This window comes from Photorhabdus caribbeanensis (assembly GCF_018448885.1).
Taxonomy (GTDB): Bacteria; Pseudomonadota; Gammaproteobacteria; order Enterobacterales; family Enterobacteriaceae; genus Photorhabdus; species Photorhabdus caribbeanensis.
Window position 1 is genome coordinate 79,142 of sequence record NZ_RCWB01000020.1, and the last position, 21,759, is coordinate 100,900.

General features: G+C 42.0%; 19 protein-coding genes, 1 tRNA gene and 4 pseudogenes. 7 read left to right on the top strand and 17 right to left on the bottom strand.

Annotated elements, in window-relative coordinates:
- The first annotated feature begins 10 nt into the window (after positions 1 to 10).
- The 3 genes from EAE90_RS14220 (at position 11) to EAE90_RS14230 (ending at position 4,969) form a co-directional block, all read left to right on the top strand.
- Positions 11 to 1,783 carry an acetyl/propionyl/methylcrotonyl-CoA carboxylase subunit alpha gene (locus EAE90_RS14220; protein WP_422615997.1) on the top strand — a complete coding sequence of 591 codons (1,773 nt, stop codon included), beginning with the start codon at positions 11 to 13 and terminating at the stop codon, positions 1,781 to 1,783.
- 1,138 nt (positions 1,784 to 2,921) lie between these two features.
- Positions 2,922 to 4,124, top strand: a complete 1,203-nt coding sequence (locus tag EAE90_RS14225) for an RtcB family protein (protein WP_214054059.1) — start codon at positions 2,922 to 2,924, stop codon at positions 4,122 to 4,124.
- A gap of 5 nt (positions 4,125 to 4,129) precedes the next feature.
- Positions 4,130 to 4,969 carry a nucleotidyltransferase domain-containing protein gene (locus tag EAE90_RS14230; protein WP_214054041.1) on the top strand — a complete coding sequence of 280 codons (840 nt, stop codon included), beginning with the start codon at positions 4,130 to 4,132 and terminating at the stop codon, positions 4,967 to 4,969.
- Between the two features lie 164 nt (positions 4,970 to 5,133).
- Here the strand turns inward: EAE90_RS14230 and EAE90_RS14235 are convergent, their stop codons facing one another.
- The 8 genes from EAE90_RS14235 to folD all read right to left on the bottom strand — a co-directional run bounded on the left by EAE90_RS14235 (position 5,134) and on the right by folD (position 11,675).
- Positions 5,134 to 6,300 carry a glutathionylspermidine synthase family protein gene (locus tag EAE90_RS14235; RefSeq protein WP_214054042.1) on the bottom strand — a complete coding sequence of 389 codons (1,167 nt, stop codon included), beginning with the start codon at positions 6,298 to 6,300 and terminating at the stop codon, positions 5,134 to 5,136.
- Between the two features lie 129 nt (positions 6,301 to 6,429).
- Complete coding sequence (locus tag EAE90_RS14240) at positions 6,430 to 7,341, bottom strand: DUF1190 domain-containing protein (RefSeq protein WP_214054043.1); 912 nt, start codon at positions 7,339 to 7,341, stop codon at positions 6,430 to 6,432.
- Positions 7,342 to 7,353: 12 nt separating this feature from the next.
- Positions 7,354 to 7,791 carry a DUF350 domain-containing protein gene (locus tag EAE90_RS14245; RefSeq protein WP_110085901.1) on the bottom strand — a complete coding sequence of 146 codons (438 nt, stop codon included), beginning with the start codon at positions 7,789 to 7,791 and terminating at the stop codon, positions 7,354 to 7,356.
- Positions 7,792 to 8,454: a YjfK family protein gene (locus EAE90_RS14250; protein WP_214054044.1), complete on the bottom strand. Its 663-nt coding sequence runs from the start codon at positions 8,452 to 8,454 to the stop codon at positions 7,792 to 7,794. It abuts the gene before it with no gap.
- A 65-nt stretch (positions 8,455 to 8,519) separates the two neighbouring features.
- Positions 8,520 to 9,203: a PspA/IM30 family protein gene (locus tag EAE90_RS14255; RefSeq protein ID WP_214054045.1), complete on the bottom strand. Its 684-nt coding sequence runs from the start codon at positions 9,201 to 9,203 to the stop codon at positions 8,520 to 8,522.
- A gap of 19 nt (positions 9,204 to 9,222) precedes the next feature.
- Positions 9,223 to 9,609 (bottom strand): DUF2170 family protein, encoded by a 387-nt coding sequence (locus tag EAE90_RS14260; protein ID WP_088373647.1) that lies wholly within the window; start codon positions 9,607 to 9,609, stop codon positions 9,223 to 9,225.
- 978 nt (positions 9,610 to 10,587) lie between these two features.
- Entirely contained in the window at positions 10,588 to 10,800 is a 213-nt protein-coding gene (gene ybcJ, locus EAE90_RS14265; RefSeq protein WP_058589635.1) for a ribosome-associated protein YbcJ, read from the bottom strand.
- Positions 10,800 to 11,675: a bifunctional methylenetetrahydrofolate dehydrogenase/methenyltetrahydrofolate cyclohydrolase FolD gene (gene folD / locus EAE90_RS14270; RefSeq protein WP_214054046.1), complete on the bottom strand. Its 876-nt coding sequence runs from the start codon at positions 11,673 to 11,675 to the stop codon at positions 10,800 to 10,802. Before folD ends, ybcJ begins: the two co-directional genes overlap by 1 nt.
- A 196-nt stretch (positions 11,676 to 11,871) precedes the next feature.
- Between folD and EAE90_RS14275 the strand changes: the two genes are divergently transcribed.
- Positions 11,872 to 11,948 (top strand) — tRNA-Arg (locus tag EAE90_RS14275).
- Between the two features lie 165 nt (positions 11,949 to 12,113).
- Positions 12,114 to 13,328, top strand: a complete 1,215-nt coding sequence (locus tag EAE90_RS14280) for a tyrosine-type recombinase/integrase (RefSeq protein WP_021323811.1) — start codon at positions 12,114 to 12,116, stop codon at positions 13,326 to 13,328.
- Between the two features lie 188 nt (positions 13,329 to 13,516).
- Here EAE90_RS14280 and EAE90_RS14285 read toward each other — a convergent pair whose 3' ends face one another.
- From EAE90_RS14285 to EAE90_RS14310, 7 genes and pseudogenes are all read right to left on the bottom strand, one after another.
- Entirely contained in the window at positions 13,517 to 13,750 is a 234-nt protein-coding gene (locus EAE90_RS14285; RefSeq protein ID WP_214054047.1) for a helix-turn-helix domain-containing protein, read from the bottom strand.
- A gap of 462 nt (positions 13,751 to 14,212) precedes the next feature.
- Positions 14,213 to 15,295, bottom strand: a complete 1,083-nt coding sequence (locus EAE90_RS24485; protein ID WP_339921493.1) for a helicase RepA family protein — start codon at positions 15,293 to 15,295, stop codon at positions 14,213 to 14,215.
- 51 nt (positions 15,296 to 15,346) lie between these two features.
- Positions 15,347 to 16,243: pseudogene (locus EAE90_RS24490) on the bottom strand (primase-helicase zinc-binding domain-containing protein); the annotation flags it as partial.
- On the bottom strand, positions 16,224 to 16,847 hold the full coding sequence (locus tag EAE90_RS14295) for an ash family protein (RefSeq protein ID WP_113024704.1): 624 nt from the start codon (positions 16,845 to 16,847) through the stop codon (positions 16,224 to 16,226). The gene EAE90_RS14295 and the pseudogene EAE90_RS24490, both read right to left, overlap by 20 nt.
- The gene (locus EAE90_RS14300) at positions 16,844 to 17,044 is read right to left on the bottom strand and encodes a helix-turn-helix transcriptional regulator (RefSeq protein ID WP_214054049.1); all 201 of its coding nucleotides are present in this window, start codon (positions 17,042 to 17,044) and stop codon (positions 16,844 to 16,846) included. Before EAE90_RS14300 ends, EAE90_RS14295 begins: the two co-directional genes overlap by 4 nt.
- 3 nt (positions 17,045 to 17,047) lie before the next feature.
- Complete coding sequence (locus EAE90_RS14305; RefSeq protein WP_214054050.1) at positions 17,048 to 17,926, bottom strand: integrase domain-containing protein; 879 nt, start codon at positions 17,924 to 17,926, stop codon at positions 17,048 to 17,050.
- A gap of 15 nt (positions 17,927 to 17,941) precedes the next feature.
- Positions 17,942 to 18,136, bottom strand: a complete 195-nt coding sequence (locus EAE90_RS14310; protein WP_128575419.1) for a hypothetical protein — start codon at positions 18,134 to 18,136, stop codon at positions 17,942 to 17,944.
- Between the two features lie 1,321 nt (positions 18,137 to 19,457).
- Here EAE90_RS14310 and EAE90_RS14315 point away from each other — a divergent pair.
- Positions 19,458 to 19,779 (top strand): annotated as a pseudogene (locus EAE90_RS14315) (Arm DNA-binding domain-containing protein); the annotation flags it as partial.
- Between the two features lie 56 nt (positions 19,780 to 19,835).
- Here EAE90_RS14315 and EAE90_RS14320 read toward each other — a convergent pair.
- Positions 19,836 to 20,363 carry a hypothetical protein gene (locus tag EAE90_RS14320; RefSeq protein ID WP_246550755.1) on the bottom strand — a complete coding sequence of 176 codons (528 nt, stop codon included), beginning with the start codon at positions 20,361 to 20,363 and terminating at the stop codon, positions 19,836 to 19,838.
- A 447-nt stretch (positions 20,364 to 20,810) separates the two neighbouring features.
- Here EAE90_RS14320 and EAE90_RS14325 point away from each other — a divergent pair.
- Positions 20,811 to 21,071: pseudogene (locus tag EAE90_RS14325) on the top strand (helix-turn-helix domain-containing protein).
- Between the two features lie 586 nt (positions 21,072 to 21,657).
- On the opposite strand, the pseudogene EAE90_RS14330 reads toward EAE90_RS14325, so the two are convergent.
- Positions 21,658 to 21,759: pseudogene (locus EAE90_RS14330) on the bottom strand (IS30 family transposase); the annotation flags it as partial.

The window sequence follows — 21,759 nt, forward strand, 5'->3', positions numbered from 1 at the left end:
CGCAATGACCATGAATATTAAAAACCATCCCATGAAAAAAGTTTTGATCGCTAACCGCGGTGAGATCGCCGTCCGTATTATCCGTGCCAGCCGGGATTATGGTTTACAATCTATCGCCGTCTATGCTGATTCGGACGTCAATGCACAACATGTACAATTGGCTGATGAGGCTTATAGTTTAGGCGGAAACAGCCCCGCTGATACCTATCTTAATATTCCCCTATTATTGGATATTGCGAAACGCTCAGGTGCCGACATGGTACATCCCGGATACGGATTTCTGGCTGAACGGGCAGAATTTGCCCGTGCAGTTATGAATGCAGGGTTGATCTGGGTTGGTCCTGAACCAGAGACCATTGATATTCTGGGCGACAAAGTTAAAGCACGCAAAATTGCCCAACAGGTAGGCGCGCCACAGGTTTCCGGTACAGAAGAACCGGTGAAAGACGCAGAGGAAGCACTGGCGTTTGCCGAACAATATGGCCTGCCAATTGCAATTAAAGCAGCATATGGCGGTGGTGGACGCGGCATGAAAGTGGCGTGGCGGCTTGATGAAGTCACCGAACTCTACAATTCGGCTGTTCGTGAAGCAACAGCGGCTTTTGGGCGTGGAGAATGTTTCATTGAACAGTTCCTGGATAAACCTCGTCATATTGAAGCGCAAATTCTGGCTGATAAACATGGCAATGTATTGGTACTTGGTACACGTGATTGTTCACTGCAACGGCGTAACCAAAAATTGGTAGAAGAAGCACCGGCCCCATTTTTGACCGAACATCAACGCCAGCGTATTCATCAAGCGGCGCAAGATATTTGCACCGCCGCTGGTTATATCGGCGCCGGAACAGTGGAATTTCTCCTCAGTGTAGACGGCACGATCTCTTTTCTGGAAGTCAATACCCGCTTGCAGGTCGAACATCCGATCACCGAAGAAACCACAGGGATCGACATTGTAGTAGAACAATTTCGGATTGCCGAAGGTAAGCCTTTATCATTGACCTCAACACCTATTCCTTTAGGCCATTCTTTTGAGTTCCGTATTAACGCAGAGGATGCAGGTAAAGGATTTTTTCCGACGCCCGGAACCGTGACGGTATTTTCTCCCCCTTCCGGCCCAGGCATAAGATTGGATTCCGGTGTTACAGCAGGTTCCACCATCCCTGACACCTTTGATTCGCTGATGGCTAAATTAATTGTCACCGGAGCGACCCGCCAACAAGCTATTGCCCGTGCGCGACGTGCATTACAGGAATTCAGCATTGAAGGCGTTGCATCAGTATTACCTTTTCATCGAGCGGTAATGGAGCATCCTGATTTTATTTCCGATGACACATTTAACGTCCATACACGTTGGATCGAAACTGACTTTATCAATGACATAAAAATATCTCCGCGTCAGGAAAACCATTATCAAGAAAAGGTGACACGTACTTTTATTGAAATTGATGGCCGTCGGCATGAACTGGGGCTACCCGCCGAATTATTAAAAGGGCTTTCATTCCCTGATTCTGGACGAAATTTCATCACTGAGAGCAAAGGTAATGAAGCTGAGGAGACAATAACAGCACCGAATCCGGTCTCAGCACCAATATCCGGCGTTTTACAATCCTGGTATGTGCAAGAAGGTGATAAAGTTAAACAAGGTGATGTCATTGCTGTCATGGAAGCAATGAAAATGGAAACGCAACTTACCGCACATCGTTCTGGGAAAATCGTTATCCACGCGGAAGAAGGCAGTTATCAACAGGCAGGAAATGTGTTGGCAAATATTAACGATGATTAATAATGATGATAATCGGCTAATTTGACACATAAATTCACATTACCTAATACAACATCAAATTGTGCGGATAATTTCCGTACAATTTTAATGAAGAGATTAAAGTAAAAATGCAAGCAATATCGTGAAAAAGAGGCTACCCCCCCTTTATAAATAGGAAAAAATAACTATTAATAAAACTCTTTTTTATTAAAATAAATATTTTTAAGCACCATACATTTCAATTTAAAATTAATGAATTATTAAACCAATAATAAACGTAAAAATATTTAAACAAAATAAAGAATAAAAACATAATTTACCAATAATTATTAATTGATAATAGTTATATATATTTGTCTGGCAGATAACAAACAGTATGATAATTTGTGACTACTTTTACATATATTTAAACAATAAGAAATCATTAACTCATTATAAATTCTCGGCTATAAATAATGTAGAGACTTATTTTATACATTTGACAATGCAAATAACCCCTAAAACAAAAACCAAGCAAAAACAAAACATGCAGCTAAAAACACACAATTATATCAATAAGATATAAATCAAATTTAACAAGAGTAAATCAATAAAAATGTTATAAGCCATATACTATACATGTTGATATTTTCAAGAAATATATTAAATTCAGCCTATGATTTTATTCTAACCGCAGAAATATTATTTCATCAAAAGATAATGTTACTCATTTAATAACTCATCATATCCACATGATAATTATACACATATATCCATCTTTTTGAATAGTATATAAACGTACTATTACAACAACATCATAATATTAAATAATTTAATTGTTTTACATTTCCTTTACAATTATCAACGCGATTTAAAACTATAATAAATTCATATATATTTTTACAAACACATTTTTATATAGATTAACATCACAATTTCAACATTACTCAACAAAATAACAACTCAAATAATTGCAATTACCATTAAACAGAATACTATATTAATAGTGGAATAAAATTTTCATTTACAATATTTTCCTAATGGTTCAAAAGAAGACCAAGATAAAAAATAAATTCAGAAACATTGATTAAAAAGGAAAAATATTCGTTACTATAAATTACAATAATAGTGACGGCTAAGTAACCCGGAGAATAATGTGATAACAAACGATTACGAGTTGATGACCGCCCCAAACAGCACACCAGTGAAAATGTGGACTCATGGTGTACCGGTAGAAGCGGAAGCGCGTGAACAACTGTTGAATACAGCAAAAATGCCTTTCATATTCAGCCATTTAGCCGTTATGCCTGATGTACATCTTGGTAAAGGTTCAACCATCGGCAGCGTCATCCCGACTCGTGGGGCGATTATTCCAGCCGCAGTAGGCGTAGATATCGGCTGTGGCATGATGGCAGTACGTACCTCATTGAATGCCAAAGATTTACCGGACAACCTATATGCGATCCGCCATGCTATTGAAATCGCCGTACCACACGGACGCACGGCAAACCGTAGCGGTCAGGATAAAGGCGCTTGGCAGCAACCACCAAAAACCGTCGATCACCATTGGAGCGTGTTGCAAACCGGATTTAAACGACTAACCGATAAATATCCACAATTACTGAAAACCAATAACCATCAACACTTAGGAACACTAGGTACCGGTAATCATTTCATTGAGCTGTGTCTGGATGAATCTGACCGGGTATGGGTAATGCTGCATAGCGGCTCACGCGGCGTAGGAAATGCCATTGGCAATCTATTTATCACTCTCGCCCAACAGGACATGAAGCAGCATATCGCTAACCTGCCTGACCGTAATCTCGCTTATTTTGAGGAAGGCAGCAGTCATTTTGCCGATTATATGGAAGCGGTCGGTTGGGCACAAAACTTCGCCCGCCACAATCGCGAAGTCATGATGCAACATACGCTGGCAGCACTGGCGACGGTAATAACAAAACCGTTCACTGCCACGATGGAAGCAGTAAATTGTCACCACAATTATGTACAACAAGAGCAGCATTTTGGTCAAAACGTGTTAGTCACACGCAAAGGTGCGGTCGCGGCACACCAAGGCGTCATGGGCATCATTCCTGGCTCAATGGGTGCGAAAAGCTTTATCGTCCGTGGTCTGGGAAACGAAGAGAGTTTTTGCTCATGCAGTCACGGCGCCGGCCGAGTATTAAGCCGCACCGCAGCAAAAAAACGCTTCACAATAGAGGATCAGAAGCGTGCCACGGCACACGTGGAATGCCGCAAGGACAGCGACGTCATCGATGAAATTCCGATGGCCTACAAAGACATTGAGGCTGTAATGGCCGCTCAGTCTTCATTAGTAGAAATCGTTCACACCCTGCGTCAAGTGGTTTGCGTAAAAGGATAATCAAGATGAAAGAAAAATTTGGTATCAGTGACATTATGAAGCAACACATATGCCAAAAACTGGCGCAACTTGAGACAGAGCTGCAAATACGAATACTCTACGCCTGTGAATCAGGTAGCCGCGGTTGGGGATTTGCCTCGGCAAACAGTGATTACGATGTACGTTTTATTTATGTACATACTCCATCATGGTACTTACGCGTCGATCCCTCTCGGGATGTTATTGAATTACCGATCAGCAACGAGCTGGATATCTGCGGTTGGGAACTGCGTAAAACTTTAGGATTGCTGAAACGAGCCAACCCGACACTGATGGAATGGGCAGACTCACCAGTAATCTACTACGAAGACGTGGAGTTTATGGCGGCACTACGTGCCCTATTACCAGACTATTTCTCCAACAACAGAGCGCGATATCACTATCTGTCGATGGCAAAGAAAAACTTTCGTGGTTATCTGCAAGGCGAGAAAATTCGGCTGAAAAAATACCTTTATGTACTACGTCCATTGCTGGCGGTACGTTGGATCGAAGCGGGTAAAGGTGTGCCCCCGATGCGCTTCGACACCCTGCTGGCCGGAACTGTTGCAGACGCGGCGCTGATGCAAGAGATACAGACTCTACTTGCCATCAAGCGTAACGCTGACGAAACGGAGTACAGTCCACGTTTTAAACGCATTCATAACTTTATCTGCCGCGAATTGGATGATTCAGTTACCCGCTGCGAACTCAAAGACAAAAAACACCTTCCAGATGCTGAATTGGATCTACTTCTGATGCACACAGTACTTCACCATAATAATCATAATAATAAAGAAGAAGGAGAATACATGTTAAAAAATGGGTGAAAAATCATATATATATGACATTTCAGCGATAAAGTTGGATGTTTACTAATAACAGCCAAAAAGCAGGGTCTTCCACCCTGCTCCAGAAATAAATATATCAACTCTCTACTTTAAGCCGAAAAATTTATGCAGAAGAGACAAATAGTTAGAATGTTACAGAGCCATTAACCTAAAATAATATGAGGCACAAATCGTGATGTATCTTTCGTGATCCTGCCAATATCTTCCCTGACCGATAGACCAGCAGGCGTGTCATCAACGAGCCAGCTACCAATAAGAACATGGCTCTTACCAATCTTTGGCAATGGGGTGTACTGCTGCACAATGTACCCCTCCTCACCGTAAGGACCATCGACTTCTTCAACCACTTCACCATCTTTATGAATACTAATATTCGCTCCCTCACGGCTGAATATCGGCTTCATAACGTAGTGATTTAGGCGCTTGGCTTGCGGATCATCGGCAAAATAAGCTTCAAGCAGGTTTGGGTGTCCTGGAAACATTTCCCAAAGCAATGGCAAAATTGACTTATTCGAGGTGATGCATTTCCACATTGGCTCAAACCAGTTAACCCCCGCAGTAACCAAGTGTTGAGCATATTCTTCACGAAACATGAACTCCCACGGGTACAACTTGAATATAGAATCTATAATCTTGTTATTACTATCCGTAAAATTACCGCACTCGCTGAGCCCAATATCTTCAATATAGACAAATTCGGTATGAATACCGGCATCTTTGGCGCAATCAGCCATGTAATCAACCGAACCTCTGTCCTCTTCTGTGCCCTTACAGCAGGCAAAATGGAGCGTGTTGAATGGCAAAAAGGGTTTCAGTTCACAGAAACGATTAACCAGCAACTCCTGTAGTAAGTTGAACTGATCCGCAGCATGAGGCAATTCGCCACGGTTAACCTTATCTTCTAACCACAGCCAGCTAAAAAAACCATGCTCATAAATAGAGGTCGGCGTATCTGAGTTAATTTCCAATAACTTCGCCGGATTTTTACCATCATAAGCAAAATCAAGACGACTATAGAGGCTTGGATCTCGGCGCTTCCAGGATGCACGAACCAGTGACCACATTGCTTCTGGAATTTGAAATCTAGCCATCAACTCATCACTGTTGACCACTTGCTCTACTGCTTGAAGGCTCAACTGGTGGATTTCCGCTGTCGGAGCTTCAATATGTTCTTCAATCTGCTTGAGAGTAAACTGGTAGTAACGGTCTTCCGTCCAGTACGGTTCATTATCGATGGTATGGAAACCAAACCCAAATTCTTTTGCTCGCACTTTCCAATCATGACGAGGTGTGGTTGGGATCTGAAGCATGACGTTAACCCTTTGATAATGCTTATTTAAACTTTGGAAAAAATCATCGCACAAACGCTTAATTCAGCAATCATGCCTCGATGCAAGACACTGATAACAAAAAGCCTGCGAATAAAATGTCAGCGCCGGTTAACCACCCCAACTGTACTTAGCGGAAGATGTTGAACCGAAACCACCAGAAGACTTGGTAGTAACGATTGGCTTGCTATCATAACCAGAATAACGGGAATCGCTGCTTTTAAACCTCTGCTCCTTTTCACGCATCATGCGTTCTCGATACATTCTCTCCCTGTGTTTACGTTCTGAATAATCACCGATTTCATCAACGATCCCAGATGTAATATAAGCAGTTGATCGGGGGTTCAATACAGGATTTATACCCGTAACTACATTTCCAGAATTTCCATACAAAGCGCCATGTGTATTTGTTCCAACCTGAGAAATTTCTTTCTCAATTGGCAAGCGAACCGTTTCCAGCGGCTGCAAATAACGTCGGTTCATCTCGTACTGGATATTGCCAATATCAGAATAGGCGCCAATAACCTTGCCATCAGCAAAAAAAAGCTTACCGTACAAGTCGCTATAGCCTGATGTTGAAGTAAATAGTGGCTGGTAAAACACATTGCGATACTTTTCAGCCATATCATATCGGCTCAACTGTTCTGGCTTCACCTCCGCCATCATAAAGGCGGCCATCTTCGGTCGATAACCTACAGCCCCCGGCATTGCTTCACACTCACCGTATTCAAGCTCACACATGGCTTTCTTACGAAATTTCTGCGACGTGCGTTCCGCTTCACGTAATGCCGCTTGATATGTGGTTTCACACTGAGCAGCAATCGTATTCTTTGGATTATTCTGACAAGACGCTAAATCCTTATAGACATTGATTGACAGTTCATCCGCCGATTGACCACAACCCACGAGCGATCCCATACTGAGCACCAATGACGTGAATGAGAACCCACGCCAATATTTACGTTTACTCTCAATGTTGATGGCGGCGCTGCGCATTCTGCGCTTTTTGTTCCCGTTCGTCATACGATCCCCAACTCAGTAAGTCATGCAAGCTGCATTTAAAAGACCAACAGAAATTGACACCGACGCCAGCACAACCGCAGCAGGGACCTCATTATTCTCGATGCGAGATACAATCTTTGGCATCATAAATATGCGAACCATAAAGAAGCCAACAATCTGAGCCAACAACGCAACAACACTCCACATCACGAAATCAATCACCCCCACAGAGTTGCTTGCAGCACTTGCAATAGCGATGCTGTAACCAACCAGCGCGCCGCCAAGCGATATCGCAGCGGCACTATTCTTCTCTTGCTTGATAAGTTTCCACTCATCATGCGGAGTAATTATTGTGTAGATAAATTTGAAAACGATGAAAAAAACCAGCGCCAGCCCAAAACACAACCCAAAATTGCCTACACCATGCATAAATTGCGTGAAAGCCTGTTCTTCATTCTCCAATGTGATCATTTATGCCACCACTTTAAAATCAGTTTGGTTAAGTTGAATACCGGTGCTCAGTACCATCAATCTATCCAGGTTACTCCCTACCACTTTTTCCTCTCCCACAACTTGAAGCTCTTCTGTTCTGTTATGAGCAACCTGACGCGAATACACCATCACAAACTGATCAGTTTCAGTTATACGCCCCTCTTTAGTGTAAGTTTTCTCGGTAACAGCTACAGGCTTAATGTTGTCCCACAACTGAGAGAACTGGATGCCATCGAGATCATATTCCCCATTTGGCGTGACGATACCGTTTTTAATCAGCGCATCCCATTGAACTTGTGAATCTACCGGTTTAGTTTCGTAAAAATACCACAGGCTCACTTCCTTCACGCCGTCATCCCCCTCCCCTTCTTGAAGCACTTGAAGATAACCTTCGTCATCCGTGTAATAACGCACCAAACGCACGTTATCACCTAAATCGACAACACCAACGGAACATATAAGCTGAGTTGAAGCCGCGTTTTCGATCGTTAGGTCAGATTCAATCAGTTTTAGCATCAGCGGATCTATCTCAAGTACACCACCGATACGCAAACCTAATACTTCCGGCACCTTTGGCGCCACAGGCGCAACTGTCTTACCCCCGAATGCGTTCTTAAACGCATCTGCGATTTTGGAAAGCATAGAAATATCTCTTGATAGGAAGATCCCACTTTAAAAAGCAGGATCTTGATTTAACAACTTAATATTTACTTGCCAAGGATACGAGCAAGTTCATCTTCTGCGGACATAGCGCTTGAGGTTATGCCAGCCTCTTTAAGCTTTTTATCCAGATCGCTAGAAGTCATACTATCGTGTAACTCTTGCTGAGCTTCGAACTGAGCCGCTTTCTCAGCCTGACGTGACTTGATACGCTCAAGAGAATCAAGGGCGGTAGATGTTTTTGACGAAGCGCCGACAACAGAGTTATGAGTCGCAGCTTGGGCCTTCTGCACCTGTTCAGTTGCTTTAACCAAATCAACCTGGTTCTCAAGCTGAGACACCTTCTTTTTCGCTTCTTGCACATTGTGTCGGTGCATCGTTTCAGTCTTCTGGAACGATTCAAACAACGCTTGTTCTCTTTCCAGTTCATCACGCAGGGTCGCAACTTTCTGAGCACACTCCAAAGCAAGCCCATTGTCGCCTTTACCCGCAGCAGAACGAGCATACCCCTCGTACTCGGCGATACTGTTTTTAATATCCGCAACCTTTTTCTCTGCCATTTTCCGCTTAGCAATCATGCTAACCAGGCTTTCATCCGCACGGCGGATTTCTGCTTTTGCTTCTCGGATTTCCTGATCAAGAATCGTCAGTGCATTGCCATCAGCGACAGATTCTGCCGCATTATTTACCGTTCCTTTAATGGCTTTAAAAAGCTTTTTCCATACATTCATTGGTATTTCCCCTACATTGTTATTTTAGGAACTCAGAATACGCATCAAGAAGCTCAGTGATGTTGGCAAACAACATAGAGACTTCGATGACAACGCTTTCTTGTTTTGATTCTGATGACAATGAACCAAAAGCGGTATAGTAAGATTGACCATCCACTTTAGTTATTCCAACTGAAGTCAAAGGCATCATTTTGTGCGTTTCTAAAATAAACTGATTTAAAGAAGCGGGATCTAAAACATTCTCTTCCGAAAACAGTAATGCTTCCACCGTAATTTGCCTGCCACAAATAGCCAGATGAGCTTTAATTCCATCTTCGTTAGTAATTGCCAGACACTCACCTATTTGCTCTACAGTCCAGTTATTACCAGATTCATTAAGAGCTTTAATCACTTGATTTAATTCCAAACTATCTACTCCACTGGTTTGTTTTATCATTAAAATCAGTATATTAAGTTTAAATTATCATCAGATTATACATTTTTCAATAAGTATTGCGTTAAAATAGCCCAGTATTAAACCTAAGATATTCATAAGCATGGTAAATACTAAAAACGCATAAAACCTTAAATACAGCATTACTGAACATTATTAATAACCTTATACCCTTTTAAGTGACCTCGAACTATCTCAATACCTCCTGCACAACCGATATTGATAAAAGTATCCATTTTGGTTATCAACTCATTTAACCTTATAATATTGAAGCTAAAATCTTTTTCAAACTGCCGTTTATCTCCGATATCAAAAACCTTTTCTACTTAACGTTCTTACATTCAACAGAGATTAACCTTATGCATTAGCTATCAGATTTAACCTTTATTTACCGTCATAATCTTCCCATCACCATTTCAACTACCTGTTTTCACTTCATTTGAAAACTAAGAAAGCCGATTTATACCCTATGGATTTCAAGATGGATCGCGACGGCAAGTGAGCGAATCCCCGGGGAGCATAGATAACTATGTGACTGGGGTGAGTGCAGACAACAAACAGGCAAATTGAAAGATGACGGGTATATACAATAAACAGAAAAGTGATAATGATAGAGATTAAAAGAGTGATAAAGAGTTTATATTTTTACTATTTTACATTGAGATATCTTTTAACTACAGACAGTTAGGTTAACTGCCAGCAAAAACTTATCGGATTTACCCAAAAGCATTCGGCTTATAAAACCCTTGATTAAATCAAGTTTAATATCCATCAATGATAACTACGATGTTATTTAGCATCCGAGAATTATTTTACCTTTTTCTTTTTTACTCGCACTTTACTCACTTCCCAGACATACCGATTAAGCACCTTTTCGGTCAGTCCCAACCAAACAGCCAAGACTTTACCCATAATATACGGCTCCCTCCATTTTGAAGGGAGCCTATTTAATCATTCTTTAATGTGGACAGATTTACCATTAAAAGTAACAACCTGCCCGACTATCGCTTTATAACGTTTACGGGTTTCTATCTGATTATTCACTTCAACCAGACCTTCAGCAATAGCCGCTTTAGCGCTAGCACCGCTTTCACTCCACCCTTGAAACTTCAACAAATCACACAACGCCACATAAGGGTGGCCTTCTAAATAAAAAATTTCCATTAACAACCTTCAATTCTTTCCACATCGTGGTATTCCTCGCAAGCTTGCAAGGTATTCTGGATAAGAGTAGCGACTGTCATTGGGCCAACCCCTCCAGGAACCGGAGAAATCCAGCTTGCCCGTTCGGATGCAGTTTCAAAATCAACATCACCAATCACTTTGCCATCTTCCAAACGATTAATTCCGACATCAATAACAATAGCGCCGGGTTTAATCCACTCACCGGGGATAAAGTTTGGTTTACCGACCGCCACAATGAGTAAATCTGCCTGCTCCACATGATGACGTAAATCTTTAGTAAAGCGATGAGTCACCGTGGTGGTACAACCCGCCAATAACAGCTCCAGGCTCATTGGGCGACCAACAATATTTGAAGCGCCGATAACGACAGCATTCAGCCCATAAGTGTTAATTCCACAACGCTCAAGCAACGTTGCGATACCGCGCGGCGTACAGGGACGCAGCTTTGGAGCGCGTTGACACAAACGACCAATATTATAGGGATGGAAGCCATCAACATCCTTATCAGGCTGGATACGTTCCAGAACTTTGACGTTATCAATACCGGCCGGTAAAGGGAGCTGAACCAAAATACCATCAATTTCTGAATCATTATTAAGCTGATCGATAAGATTCAACAACTCGGCTTCGCTGGTGGTATCTGGCAGGTCATAGGAACGGGAAACAAACCCGACTTCCTCACAGGCACGGCGTTTGCTTGCGACATAAATTTGAGAAGCGGGGTTTTCGCCGACTAAAACAACGGCAAGACCAGGAGCGCGTCTTCCCTCGGCAACACGTTGCTGAACACGCACTGCGACTTCACTTCTGATTGTCTGCGCAATCGTTTTCCCGTCAATAATTTTTGCTGGCATGTACGAATAAATCCATAAATCAAACATTGGGATACTGCCTATTTTGTCAGAACATGAACGTGCTGTCAGTTTTATTGATAATCAGAAAATAGCCAGATGAAGATTTATAAGCAGAAAAGCCATTGACTCAAAGAGTTGTCACCGTATAATCTCTCCCCGCATCAAAGCATTACTGATGCAGCTCATCTCTCAAGATGCGCCCTTAGCTCAGCTGGATAGAGCAACGGCCTTCTAAGCCGTAGGTCACAGGTTCGAATCCTGTAGGGCGTGCCATCATCACTTCCGTCAACATCTATTGAAGTCCACTAAACCCAGTAAACACAAGACATCGCTACAGTTCCTATTCTTTCTACGTCCACTATAGTTTGTTGAAATCCATCCTATAATGGGGGTACATTTGGGGGTATGTTCAGGTTCAATGAAAAGTGATACCCCCATATGAAATTAAATGCCAGACAGATAGAGTCAGCAAAGGCCAAAGCTACCGATTATAAATTAGCTGATGGTGGTGGTTTGTATTTATTGGTGAAGAAGAACGGAGCGCGTTATTGGCGCCTAAAATATCGGATTGCAGGTAAAGAGAAGTTGCTTGCATTAGGGGTATACCCTAATTTGTCTTTAGCTAATGCCAGAGTCAAAAGAGATGAAGCTAAGCAACACTTGGCTAATGGCGTTGACCCCGCTGAAGTGAAGAAGACAGAACAAGAGGAGATAATTAGGCAAGCAACTAATACTTTTGAGGCTATAGCTAAAGAATGGCATTCCTATAAATTGCCGAATTGGTCTGTTGGCTATGCTGATGACTTGCTTGAATCCTTTAATAAAGACATATTTCCCTATATTGGCAAAAGAATAATAACGGATATTAAGCCTCTGGATATGTTGGAAACTCTTCGCAAAATGGAACAGCGTGGCGTTCTGGACAAGCTTAAGAAGATTCGTCAAGCTTGTAGTCAGGTATTTAAATATGCGATTGTAACTGGTAGGGCTGAATATAATCCTGCTGCTGAGTTATCTGGAGCGTTAGCATCACCGAAAGTTAAACACTTTCCACATCTTTTAGCCGATGAATTACCTTTTTTCCTGCAAACATTATCTCAATACAGGGGAAGTATCATTACTCAAATAGCAACAAAACTATTATTGTTAACCGGTGTTCGGACTATAGAACTCAGAGCTGCAAAGTGGGATGAACTAGATTTAGATAGAAAGATATGGGAAATTCCACTAGAACGTATGAAGATGCGCCGCCCGCATATCGTTCCACTGTCTGAGCAGGTTCTATCTCTGTTTAAGACATTGGAAACTATCACTGGGCGTTTTGAGTTTATTTTTCATGGGCGTAATGACTCCAGTAAACCAATGAGTGAAGCAGCTATTAATCAAGTTATTAAACGTATCGGCTATGGCGGCAGAGCAACAGGCCACGGTTTTCGGCATACCATGAGTACGATTCTGCATGAACAAGGTTATAACAGCGCTTGGATTGAAACGCAGTTAGCTCACGTTGATAAAAATAGTATCAGGGGTACGTATAATCATGCTCAATACTTAGATGGGCGTCGTGAAATGCTTCAATGGTATGCCGACTATATGGATAGTTTAGAATACGGTGAAAATGTAATTTATAGTACATTTGGTAAAAGAGCTTAATTATTATTTGCACAGATAGAGATAGAAAATTCCTATGATGGATGGATTATTTGGAACAATATAAAAAGGAATTTATTGCTCCTTACACTTTTTCAAATAAAAACAGCAAATAGTTATATAAAAGGCCCACCTTAAATAGTGGGCGATGAGTGTCTTTATTTAATGATATTTTCTGAGCCATAGCATTTTTATGATATGAATGTTTTAGTCCCGTTATTTTTATAACGGGAAGGCCAGATAATTTCAGGAGGAACTCCCAATGCATTAGAAATAATTCTTTCTCCTTTAGGCCAGTGACGTGTCAGTGCATTTGCCAGTGTGGATGAAGCCAGTCCGGCGCTCCTTGATAAAGCGGCTAATGTTATTCCTTTCTTTTTCAGTCCGGCAATAATATCGGCTGGATGCCAATCCTGTTGAATCATATTTTAGATTTTCCTGAGTGGTGACATAAAATAATTATCCTTTCATGGACTCTATCTGTAAATAGTTAAAGTTAAAAAACACCATTATTTTATTATTTCCCCCATTTAAATAAAACTCCCCCATTGATTACCCATTTTATTTTTCTTTAAATAAAGAGAGGATGATTTTCTAATTACAGAATAATGTAAGTATTCTATTGGATATTAATAAATGGGATGATATTAAATATACATTATGAATGAATTAAATAGCTCTATACCGACAGAAGGAAAATACCTACTTTTCCCCCATTTTGTCCCCCACGATATATGGATTTTTATTGCCCCCACATTGATATTATTAAAATCGCTTAAAGCCAGACAGAATAAGGGTTTCACGTGCTTCCCCCATTTAGGTGAGCTTAATAAGTGGTAAGTGGGGAGCATTGCTGGATTTTTGACAATATCCCCCACATTTACCATTTATTCCCCCATATTAGAGTGGCGTTGATTAATGCGGATATCTTCACCCAACACGGTCAATAATCCATCATTTTCCAGTTTATCCAGCCAGCGGCTGAATTTCTTTGATACATCAATGCCTTTCGCCCGTAAGTCATCCCGCACCTGTGATTTTGTGCAGGAATCGCTTTGGGCTGTTCGGTTACGAATAGATTCCCATAGTGCCAGATGATTGCCTGACAGACGCCGGACATGGGCCAGTGCCATATCACCGGCTGCGGCATCCTGTGGTTGTCTGGGCTGATCTGACAACACCAGAGAGGTAATCTCTTCGCCGTCTTCATCAATACAAATGCTGACCGGATGCAAGTCATAAGCGACTTGTGGAGGTTCATCAGCATCTTTCATTTTGGTACAGCTTAATATCAGCGCCTCTTTATCATTTTCACGGCGGATATTAAACTCCGCATCCAGTGCGGCTCGAAAAGCGCTGGAGCCTCTTGCGCCTTTATCTTGGTCTTTGCCGGAATGGTGCACAACAAGCACGGTGGCGTTTGTTTTGGCTTTGATATAGTCACAACCCTGAATAAACGCGCCCATATCTTTAGCGGTGTTTTCGTCCGAGCCGCCAAAACAGCGGGCGAGAGTGTCTAGTACAATCAGACGGACAGGCAATCCGGTTTCTTGTTCGACATCTTTCGCTGCACAAATCACTTGCTCAGCACTTTCCTGACTAGCAGGAAACACCGGGCAGTCTATACGGTAAAGGGCATCTATCGGGCTGTTATCGTTCAGGCTGCTTTCCCATGCCCGGATACGACGCGGAACTCCCAGACCACCTTCACCGACCACATAAACCACCGCTCCCCGATTGACGCGTTTACCTGCCCATGTTTTACCCGTGGCGATATGACATGCCCATGACACCGCCAAAAAAGATTTATAAGAACCACTGGGGCCGTAAATACTGGCTAAGGCGTTACTGGGCAAATGACCTTTGATCAGATAATCCTGATGAGTATCAAAGCCCTCAGAACCTCTGCGTAAAGGTAATGATGTGCTGTAGGTCGTGGGGAGACGAGTCACAGAAAGGGAACCGGTGATTTTACCGGTCTGGTGATAAAAGGCTGTTCTGGTTGCTTCATCACCATATTGCTTACGGTAATCATCCCAGTCAGCTTGATAGTCTGTTGGTGGCAGTGCAACCTTTCCCTGTATTGCATTCGCGGCCTGTTCCGCCTTAATTTTTCCTGTGTTCTTTTCATCTGCATCAACATCATTATCCCCTGCGATAATAAAAACACCTTGCGGATGTTGCGCTTTAAGCGCTTTTGCTACATTGAGCAGGTTATTAGCGGAAATGGCGGCATAGATTGCACTGTTTCGGCTAATAACGGCCAGTGATAAGCCAGTGGCATAACCTTCTGTGATGATAATGTCATCATAAGAATCAGGTTCATGGACAACAGCAAAAGCCCCTTTTAACTGACTGCCGGGTAATAATCGCTTGCTGCCGTCAGGGTGAATCAATTGGGCACCGCAATATCCTCCTGCAATATTAACTAGTGGTAACACCAGTGTATTTTCTGGAAAAATCACATTGCCTGTTTTTTGACAGTAAGCCGGTGGGAACAAAAAAACACGTTCAGCTAAACTCTTGCGAATTAAATAAGGGCTCGCGCCCTTAATACACTGATTTAATAACGAATTGACCCGTTCAGCAATCGGCACTTGAATAACAGAGGCTTTTTTTCTGGCTGGCGCCGTTGACGGGAGTTCTGACAACTCAGATATCCACCTTGCCGCCTCAATTAATTGACAGCCTTTAAATTTTGCCAATAAATCCAGTCCATCTCCATGACCGCATTTAGCCCGATTACAAATCCATGTACCATTACCGTTTTTATCATCAAATCGGAACCGGTCTTTCCCACCGCACATGGGACAAGGCCCATGACGATTATTGGCGGGCACAACAATGCCTGCCTGAGACAGGATCGCGGGCCAGCGGTGGCGGGATTGCCGGACAATATCAGAAATGAAGGAGGGCATGGCTTTCCTCCTCTGTGGTTTCTCCAACCAGCATTTTACTGAGCAGTTCAATACGTTCCCATAAAACGAAAGTCAGGATTTCCTTAAATGCGAGATTATTTTGCTCAATAATACTGTTGATAAGTGCCCGGCAATGGTCGAGTACTTCTTCTGAGTTTTCAGGGCGGTAATCATGCATAAAACACCCCTGCCAGAGAAAAAGCCTTAGAACAGGAGAATAGCTGACGTTGTAGATAAAATAGCCAGTCTTGGGGTGATAGGTAGAGGTTAAGAGGGGGTATAGCCATAAGGCAGCCTCCATTGTGTGCGAACTATCGCTACCACCAGAGACGCTAACCTCAAGGGTGGCAGCCCAGACAGGGTTAGCGTTACCGGACACAATGGAAACCGGCGCTTCTTTCGAAGCCCCTGCCTGAGCCACCATAGACAACAGGTGTACAAAAGCACCAGCATTGAATAGCCTAAAACAGGCGTGTAATGCTGCCATCATGTTAATCGGAACGCTAACTCCGGCTGCGGATTTTGCCGCAGCGCGTGAACTATACCTCAGTAATTTACTGATTATCAACTTATAATTAAGGTTAAAAGCCTCATTCAGACTCATCCCTGTGTTTCCTCGCGGTTGTTGATTTTATTGATAATCCATTCATCAATTTCTTTTTCTACCCATGCTACTGAGCGTACTCCCAGACTGACAGATTTAGGGAATTCCCCTTGCTGCATCAAATGGTAAATCCATGATTTCTTTAAACCGACTTTTTTCATGACATCCGCCAGACGTATTAAGGTTGTCTCTGCCATTTCTCAATCCTCCTTTTGACTGTAAACTCGTTCAACATAACGCCCGCGACCATCACCGTGACCTAAATCCATTGAGACTAAAGCCCTGGCTTCCTGACGAGTAAAAGCGCTTTCTTGGTAAAACCTCAGCGCATCCTGTGCCCATGCGTAGCGCAAACTGTGTGGGGCATAACAGCCGGTTAATCCCAGATGAGCGGTATGGGCACGCCAGTAGTTCATCGCTCGTTTGAGATCGGGTTTATCAATCAGCCTGCCGCCGCGCTGTTCTGCAATTTCAATGGCTTTATCAACCGCTTTTTTCACTGCGTCCACATCCAGTACACGAGTTTGTCTGGGGCGGCCGCCTTTAGTACCAAAAACTACATGAAGCTTAGGCTCTGGCTGATTAAGCTGTTTTTTCCAGCTTTTCAGCGAAGCACAACACTGAACGGCTTCCTGAGAACGTAGCCCCATCAAACGGGTAAGTTGGAGGATGATTGCCAGTCCGGCATCGTATTTTGCTGCTTTCTGATAAATTGTCTGAAAAAGCACATCAGGAATGGCTTGTTTTGTCCCTGCACGACTGGAGCCACTCAGTCCCAATGCCTGATTACTCAATCGGGGAGAGGTACTTAACTTCGTCCGGCCTGCCAGAAGAAAGATATGGCGGAGCGCCGACATTTCATTTTGCAGGGTGCGTTTGGCTATGCCCTGAGACAATCGGGCATGGATATAGCTTTCAATGTGTTTGGTCTTTAAATAGTTGAGGCTTTTCACCTGAATATTCAGTTTCAACAAAAACTCACCTAGCCGCCTCGCTATCCGAATGCGGTCATGACAGGTTTTATGACTGCCTCCAGCCTGCCGGGCAAAGGTCTGCATTTCCCTGACTAATCGACTCATATCACTCCTTATTTTTCACCTGATAACATTAAATCTCTGGCGCGCGACAGTTCTGACAAAACAGGGGTTATCTGCTTTGTCCTTGAACGATACCTGTGCACCAGAGTGAACGCTGTTGAGGTATTGCGGGGTATCGGTTTGAGTACGCTGTACTACCGCCTGCGTAGGCAGGTTATCCCCTCTGGCCAAAGCCAGCCTCGGTATCGTCAAGTTCTCCTTTTTGATGGTTTTTTTAATCTTAATTAGCAGTGACAGAAACACTGATTTGTTGAGCAGGCATACGCCTGTAATGTGGATGTTACCTTTATGTGGCGGCGTCACTTTCAGCGGTAAACCGGCGAAAAGTGACGCCTGAACATCGGAGTCAGTAAACCGAAGCAGGGCAGGTGCTTGCTGATGCCTAATGGCATGGCAAAGTGTTGTCTGTAGCAGTGTAGAACTGTCGCAATATACTGATATTGAGAAATAGCCTACCTGACCGCCTGATAACTCAGGCAGCAGTTAGTTAAGGTGTGAGCCAAGCAAACCGGGTGCTTTAGCTTACGTAAATGAAATGAGGCTAAACTCGTGGCTTAATCTCATTAGAGCGAAAGGCAGGTAAAGCTGTCCTGTCTGACGCTTGGATATAAGAAGAACTCGTTTCCTTTGGGATAGAAGACCCGTGAGTGAGTTAAATGTATAAATGCACCTTCATCGCTTTCATTTTGCGATCCCCACTCTCAAAGGATAAGCGGAGTTATCAGCCTCATGGTATCTGACGGCTTTCTCTTTTCAGATCAGGGAGAATTTTAGATATGGTCGCTCGAAAGCGCTTCTTCACAGACCTTTTAGAAGCATTGAGTGCTGTCAATGGCAGCAATAGCGGATCACTCGAAAGCGTTTCCTCACAGATCCCTCGGAAACATTGGCGGCTGTCGATGACAGCAATTAAGTGTAGCAAGGTTAGCGCAGGATGTAACACGTAGCAATAGGGAACAGATAATTTAATCAGTTAGTTAGACTATTGATTAGATACTCTGACGAAATCAGCTTATTGATGACTATAACATGGGCATTTTCTAGCTGACGCGCTACGCTTGTCCTCTCTTAGTTGACTTGTTAAAAAATTTAACAAGTCAACTAAGAGAATTAGAAAAAACCATAGATCTATTTTGTATCCCAAATGTAATAAAGCCATGTAACTTAGAAGGACTATGGCTAAAAATCACACTTGATAACCAAAAGTGTTAATTTTTATTTAAAACTCAATTTCTTACATGAAAGACAATAATGATTTTTTAATTGGGGGTACATTTGGGGGTATGTATATTTATTGAATAAAACATATATTTTTATAATCAACATGATATGTTTTTATATCGAATCCTGTAGGGGGCCATATCCAAGTCTCCAAACGTCTTTTAAAGTCTACAAATTCCTTAAAAAACAAAGAAAACCAAGAAACTACAATCTATCGATGTCTACTAGGGTATGTTGAAATCTACAGATCTCTGGGGGCATTGTTAGGTTCAATCAAAATGGATGCCCACAAATGAAGTTGACAGCCAGACAGATAGAGACCGCGAAGCCCAAAGACAAATCGTGCAAACTCTCCGATGGTGGGGGCATGTACTTAGAAATTTTCCCGAATGGTTCCAAATGTTGGCGGCTAAAATATCGTTTTGCTGGCAAAGAAAAGCGATTGGCATTTGGTACTTATCCCACTGTAACTTTGGTAGAAGCCAGAAACAAAAGGGAAGATGCCAAGAAAATATTGGCAAATGGCGATGATCCAGGGCAGGTAAAAAGAGAAAAGGCTCTCATCGTAAATAACAGCTTCGAAAAAATCGCTCTTGAGTGGCACGCTTGCAAGGAGCAAAACGGGTTAGATTGCTCCTCTAATTCTTATATGATATTGATTAATAATAATTTATTCAAATTTTAGAGATAACAATATATCGGCACTCACATCTTTATACTGTTCCCATTCATCAACAGTTGTATTAAATGAAACAATTACTGCTTTACCATTAAATGATGTAGTTAACATTTTATTATGAATATCTGTATCCATTGCACTTGATATAAAATCTATTATCCGAGCATCTTTTCCATCTACAATTACTTTCTTGAGTGACGGCTGATAGTTTGGCATTAGTTTCACTAAAGAATCTGTAAACATATCTAATTGTTCTGGAAGCATAGATACAATTCCAGAGCTAATTATGATGTTAGCTTTTCCTCGCTTATCGGTAAAAATAACTTTTTCATTATTATCTCTCATTGATGGATATTTTAATTTTTTGTATTTTTCGTCCATCAAAGTAAACCCCTTTGGGATTTTAATAGAGAGCGCATGTTTTGGAATTTGTTGTCGCTCCAAACTTACTTTAGCGAGTGCCTTAAACGGAAAAAATAAAATAAATATAATAGGTAAAAATTTCCACATCTTATGCATAGTGTTTAATTCCAGTTTGAACGTTTTTAACGAAGGTTTGTTTAAAAATAACCCACTATAATCCTAGCTATTTTTGAGTTACTCATAGCTAATTTTGATTCTTGACACTTATTATACGTCTTCAAGGTTTGAATGTTGAACCATTACCGCAAACAAAATTGACCTCGCAATCACGTTCCTGATGAACTTTGACACATGATAAATTGAGTAGAAGGCTTTGCGAGGAACAGCAGCGCCTTAACGCGCTTAACAGGATATGACGCAAAAGGTAAGTGCTTTTACTGATTCGCTTATTGAGTCCGATAAACCAATCAGTTAAAGTGGCCCCGCCATTGGCAAAATCTAATAGTCAAGGATTCTCACCCTTGTAAAGAGCTATCCATTGGTAGGAAATTTCTACCAATGTGTCTGCTATCACCCTTTCAATTAATGGAAGGGGTAGCAGGAATGAATAACGTTAGAAATGACTGGCATCAAGCTGACATTATTGCTGCGTTATGTAAGCGTGGTACTACCTTAGCGGCTGTCTCCCGTGAGGCGAGAGTCAGTTCACCTACCGACAAATATTCTCAGTCGGCCTTGGCCTAAAAGCGAATGGATTATTGATAACTATCTCAAAATACATCCCCAAAGATCTGGCCTAGTGGCTATTTTGATTCGTATGGTCGATTAATTGAGCGTCATGCTCACAATAAACCACTGGAATAATTACTCATCAGTTTGTTATTTTTTGTGAGAAGAATAATTTTTGACGTGAAGCCTTGGAAAGCCAAGCTTAGCCATCTTTAGAACTCATAGCGTTTTGCATTTCAAGTGGCGATTAGGGAAGTAGAAAGGCAAACATCGTATGTTCAGGAGATGTGATAAATATCACAGAGAAAAATACGACAACAACCCATTACCGTAGCGGTGTTAATCGGTTCTACCTCACGTTAGTGCCAGAAGGTATCCTATGGGTATCCTAGAAAAAACTAAGGGGTCGTACTTTTTATACAAGCCATTGATAAATCTTATTTTCCATGCTGAACTTGAACCAGAGATTAAGAGCAAATAATGTATTTTTAATCTATTAGGGGCTAATTCCCCCAATGCTTGAGATTGAATTATTAATAGTATTTATGCTTTAGCGTCGTTTGAATCTGCTTATTTTCATTGCTTCTAATGAAAAGAGAAGTAACGTTGTACTGTTAATAAAACTACCTGTGTTAGTATTTTTAAGTTCAAAGTATTGGGATCTCCGCTAAGAGAATGAAATATATTGACTACTTAGATTCACATAATAAGTGCAACATCGTTAATCCGGAAGTAAACATGTTCGTATTCCTTTAAATAATTCATTCGGGGTTTTCCCTCCCCGGGTTTTTCGGGGGCGATTATTTAATCGGTTTACCACAAA

Bases quoted from the DNA above. Each gene is read 5' to 3' on its own strand.
- EAE90_RS14220 (WP_422615997.1), top strand. From the start codon at position 11: ATGAATATTAAAAACCATCCCATGAAAAAAGTTTTGATCGCTAACCGC.
- EAE90_RS14225 (WP_214054059.1), top strand. From the start codon at position 2,922: ATGACCGCCCCAAACAGCACACCAGTGAAAATGTGGACTCATGGTGTA.
- EAE90_RS14230 (WP_214054041.1), top strand. From the start codon at position 4,130: ATGAAAGAAAAATTTGGTATCAGTGACATTATGAAGCAACACATATGC.
- EAE90_RS14235 (WP_214054042.1), bottom strand. From the start codon at position 6,300: ATGCTTCAGATCCCAACCACACCTCGTCATGATTGGAAAGTGCGAGCA.
- EAE90_RS14240 (WP_214054043.1), bottom strand. From the start codon at position 7,341: ATGACGAACGGGAACAAAAAGCGCAGAATGCGCAGCGCCGCCATCAAC.
- EAE90_RS14245 (WP_110085901.1), bottom strand. From the start codon at position 7,791: ATGATCACATTGGAGAATGAAGAACAGGCTTTCACGCAATTTATGCAT.
- EAE90_RS14250 (WP_214054044.1), bottom strand. From the start codon at position 8,454: ATGCTTTCCAAAATCGCAGATGCGTTTAAGAACGCATTCGGGGGTAAG.
- EAE90_RS14255 (WP_214054045.1), bottom strand. From the start codon at position 9,203: ATGAATGTATGGAAAAAGCTTTTTAAAGCCATTAAAGGAACGGTAAAT.
- ybcJ (WP_058589635.1), bottom strand. From the start codon at position 10,800: ATGGAAATTTTTTATTTAGAAGGCCACCCTTATGTGGCGTTGTGTGAT.
- folD (WP_214054046.1), bottom strand. From the start codon at position 11,675: ATGCCAGCAAAAATTATTGACGGGAAAACGATTGCGCAGACAATCAGA.
- EAE90_RS14280 (WP_021323811.1), top strand. From the start codon at position 12,114: ATGAAATTAAATGCCAGACAGATAGAGTCAGCAAAGGCCAAAGCTACC.
- EAE90_RS14285 (WP_214054047.1), bottom strand. From the start codon at position 13,750: ATGATTCAACAGGATTGGCATCCAGCCGATATTATTGCCGGACTGAAA.
- EAE90_RS14295 (WP_113024704.1), bottom strand. From the start codon at position 16,847: ATGAGTCTGAATGAGGCTTTTAACCTTAATTATAAGTTGATAATCAGT.
- EAE90_RS14300 (WP_214054049.1), bottom strand. From the start codon at position 17,044: ATGGCAGAGACAACCTTAATACGTCTGGCGGATGTCATGAAAAAAGTC.
- EAE90_RS14305 (WP_214054050.1), bottom strand. From the start codon at position 17,926: ATGAGTCGATTAGTCAGGGAAATGCAGACCTTTGCCCGGCAGGCTGGA.
- EAE90_RS14320 (WP_246550755.1), bottom strand. From the start codon at position 20,363: ATGCATAAGATGTGGAAATTTTTACCTATTATATTTATTTTATTTTTT.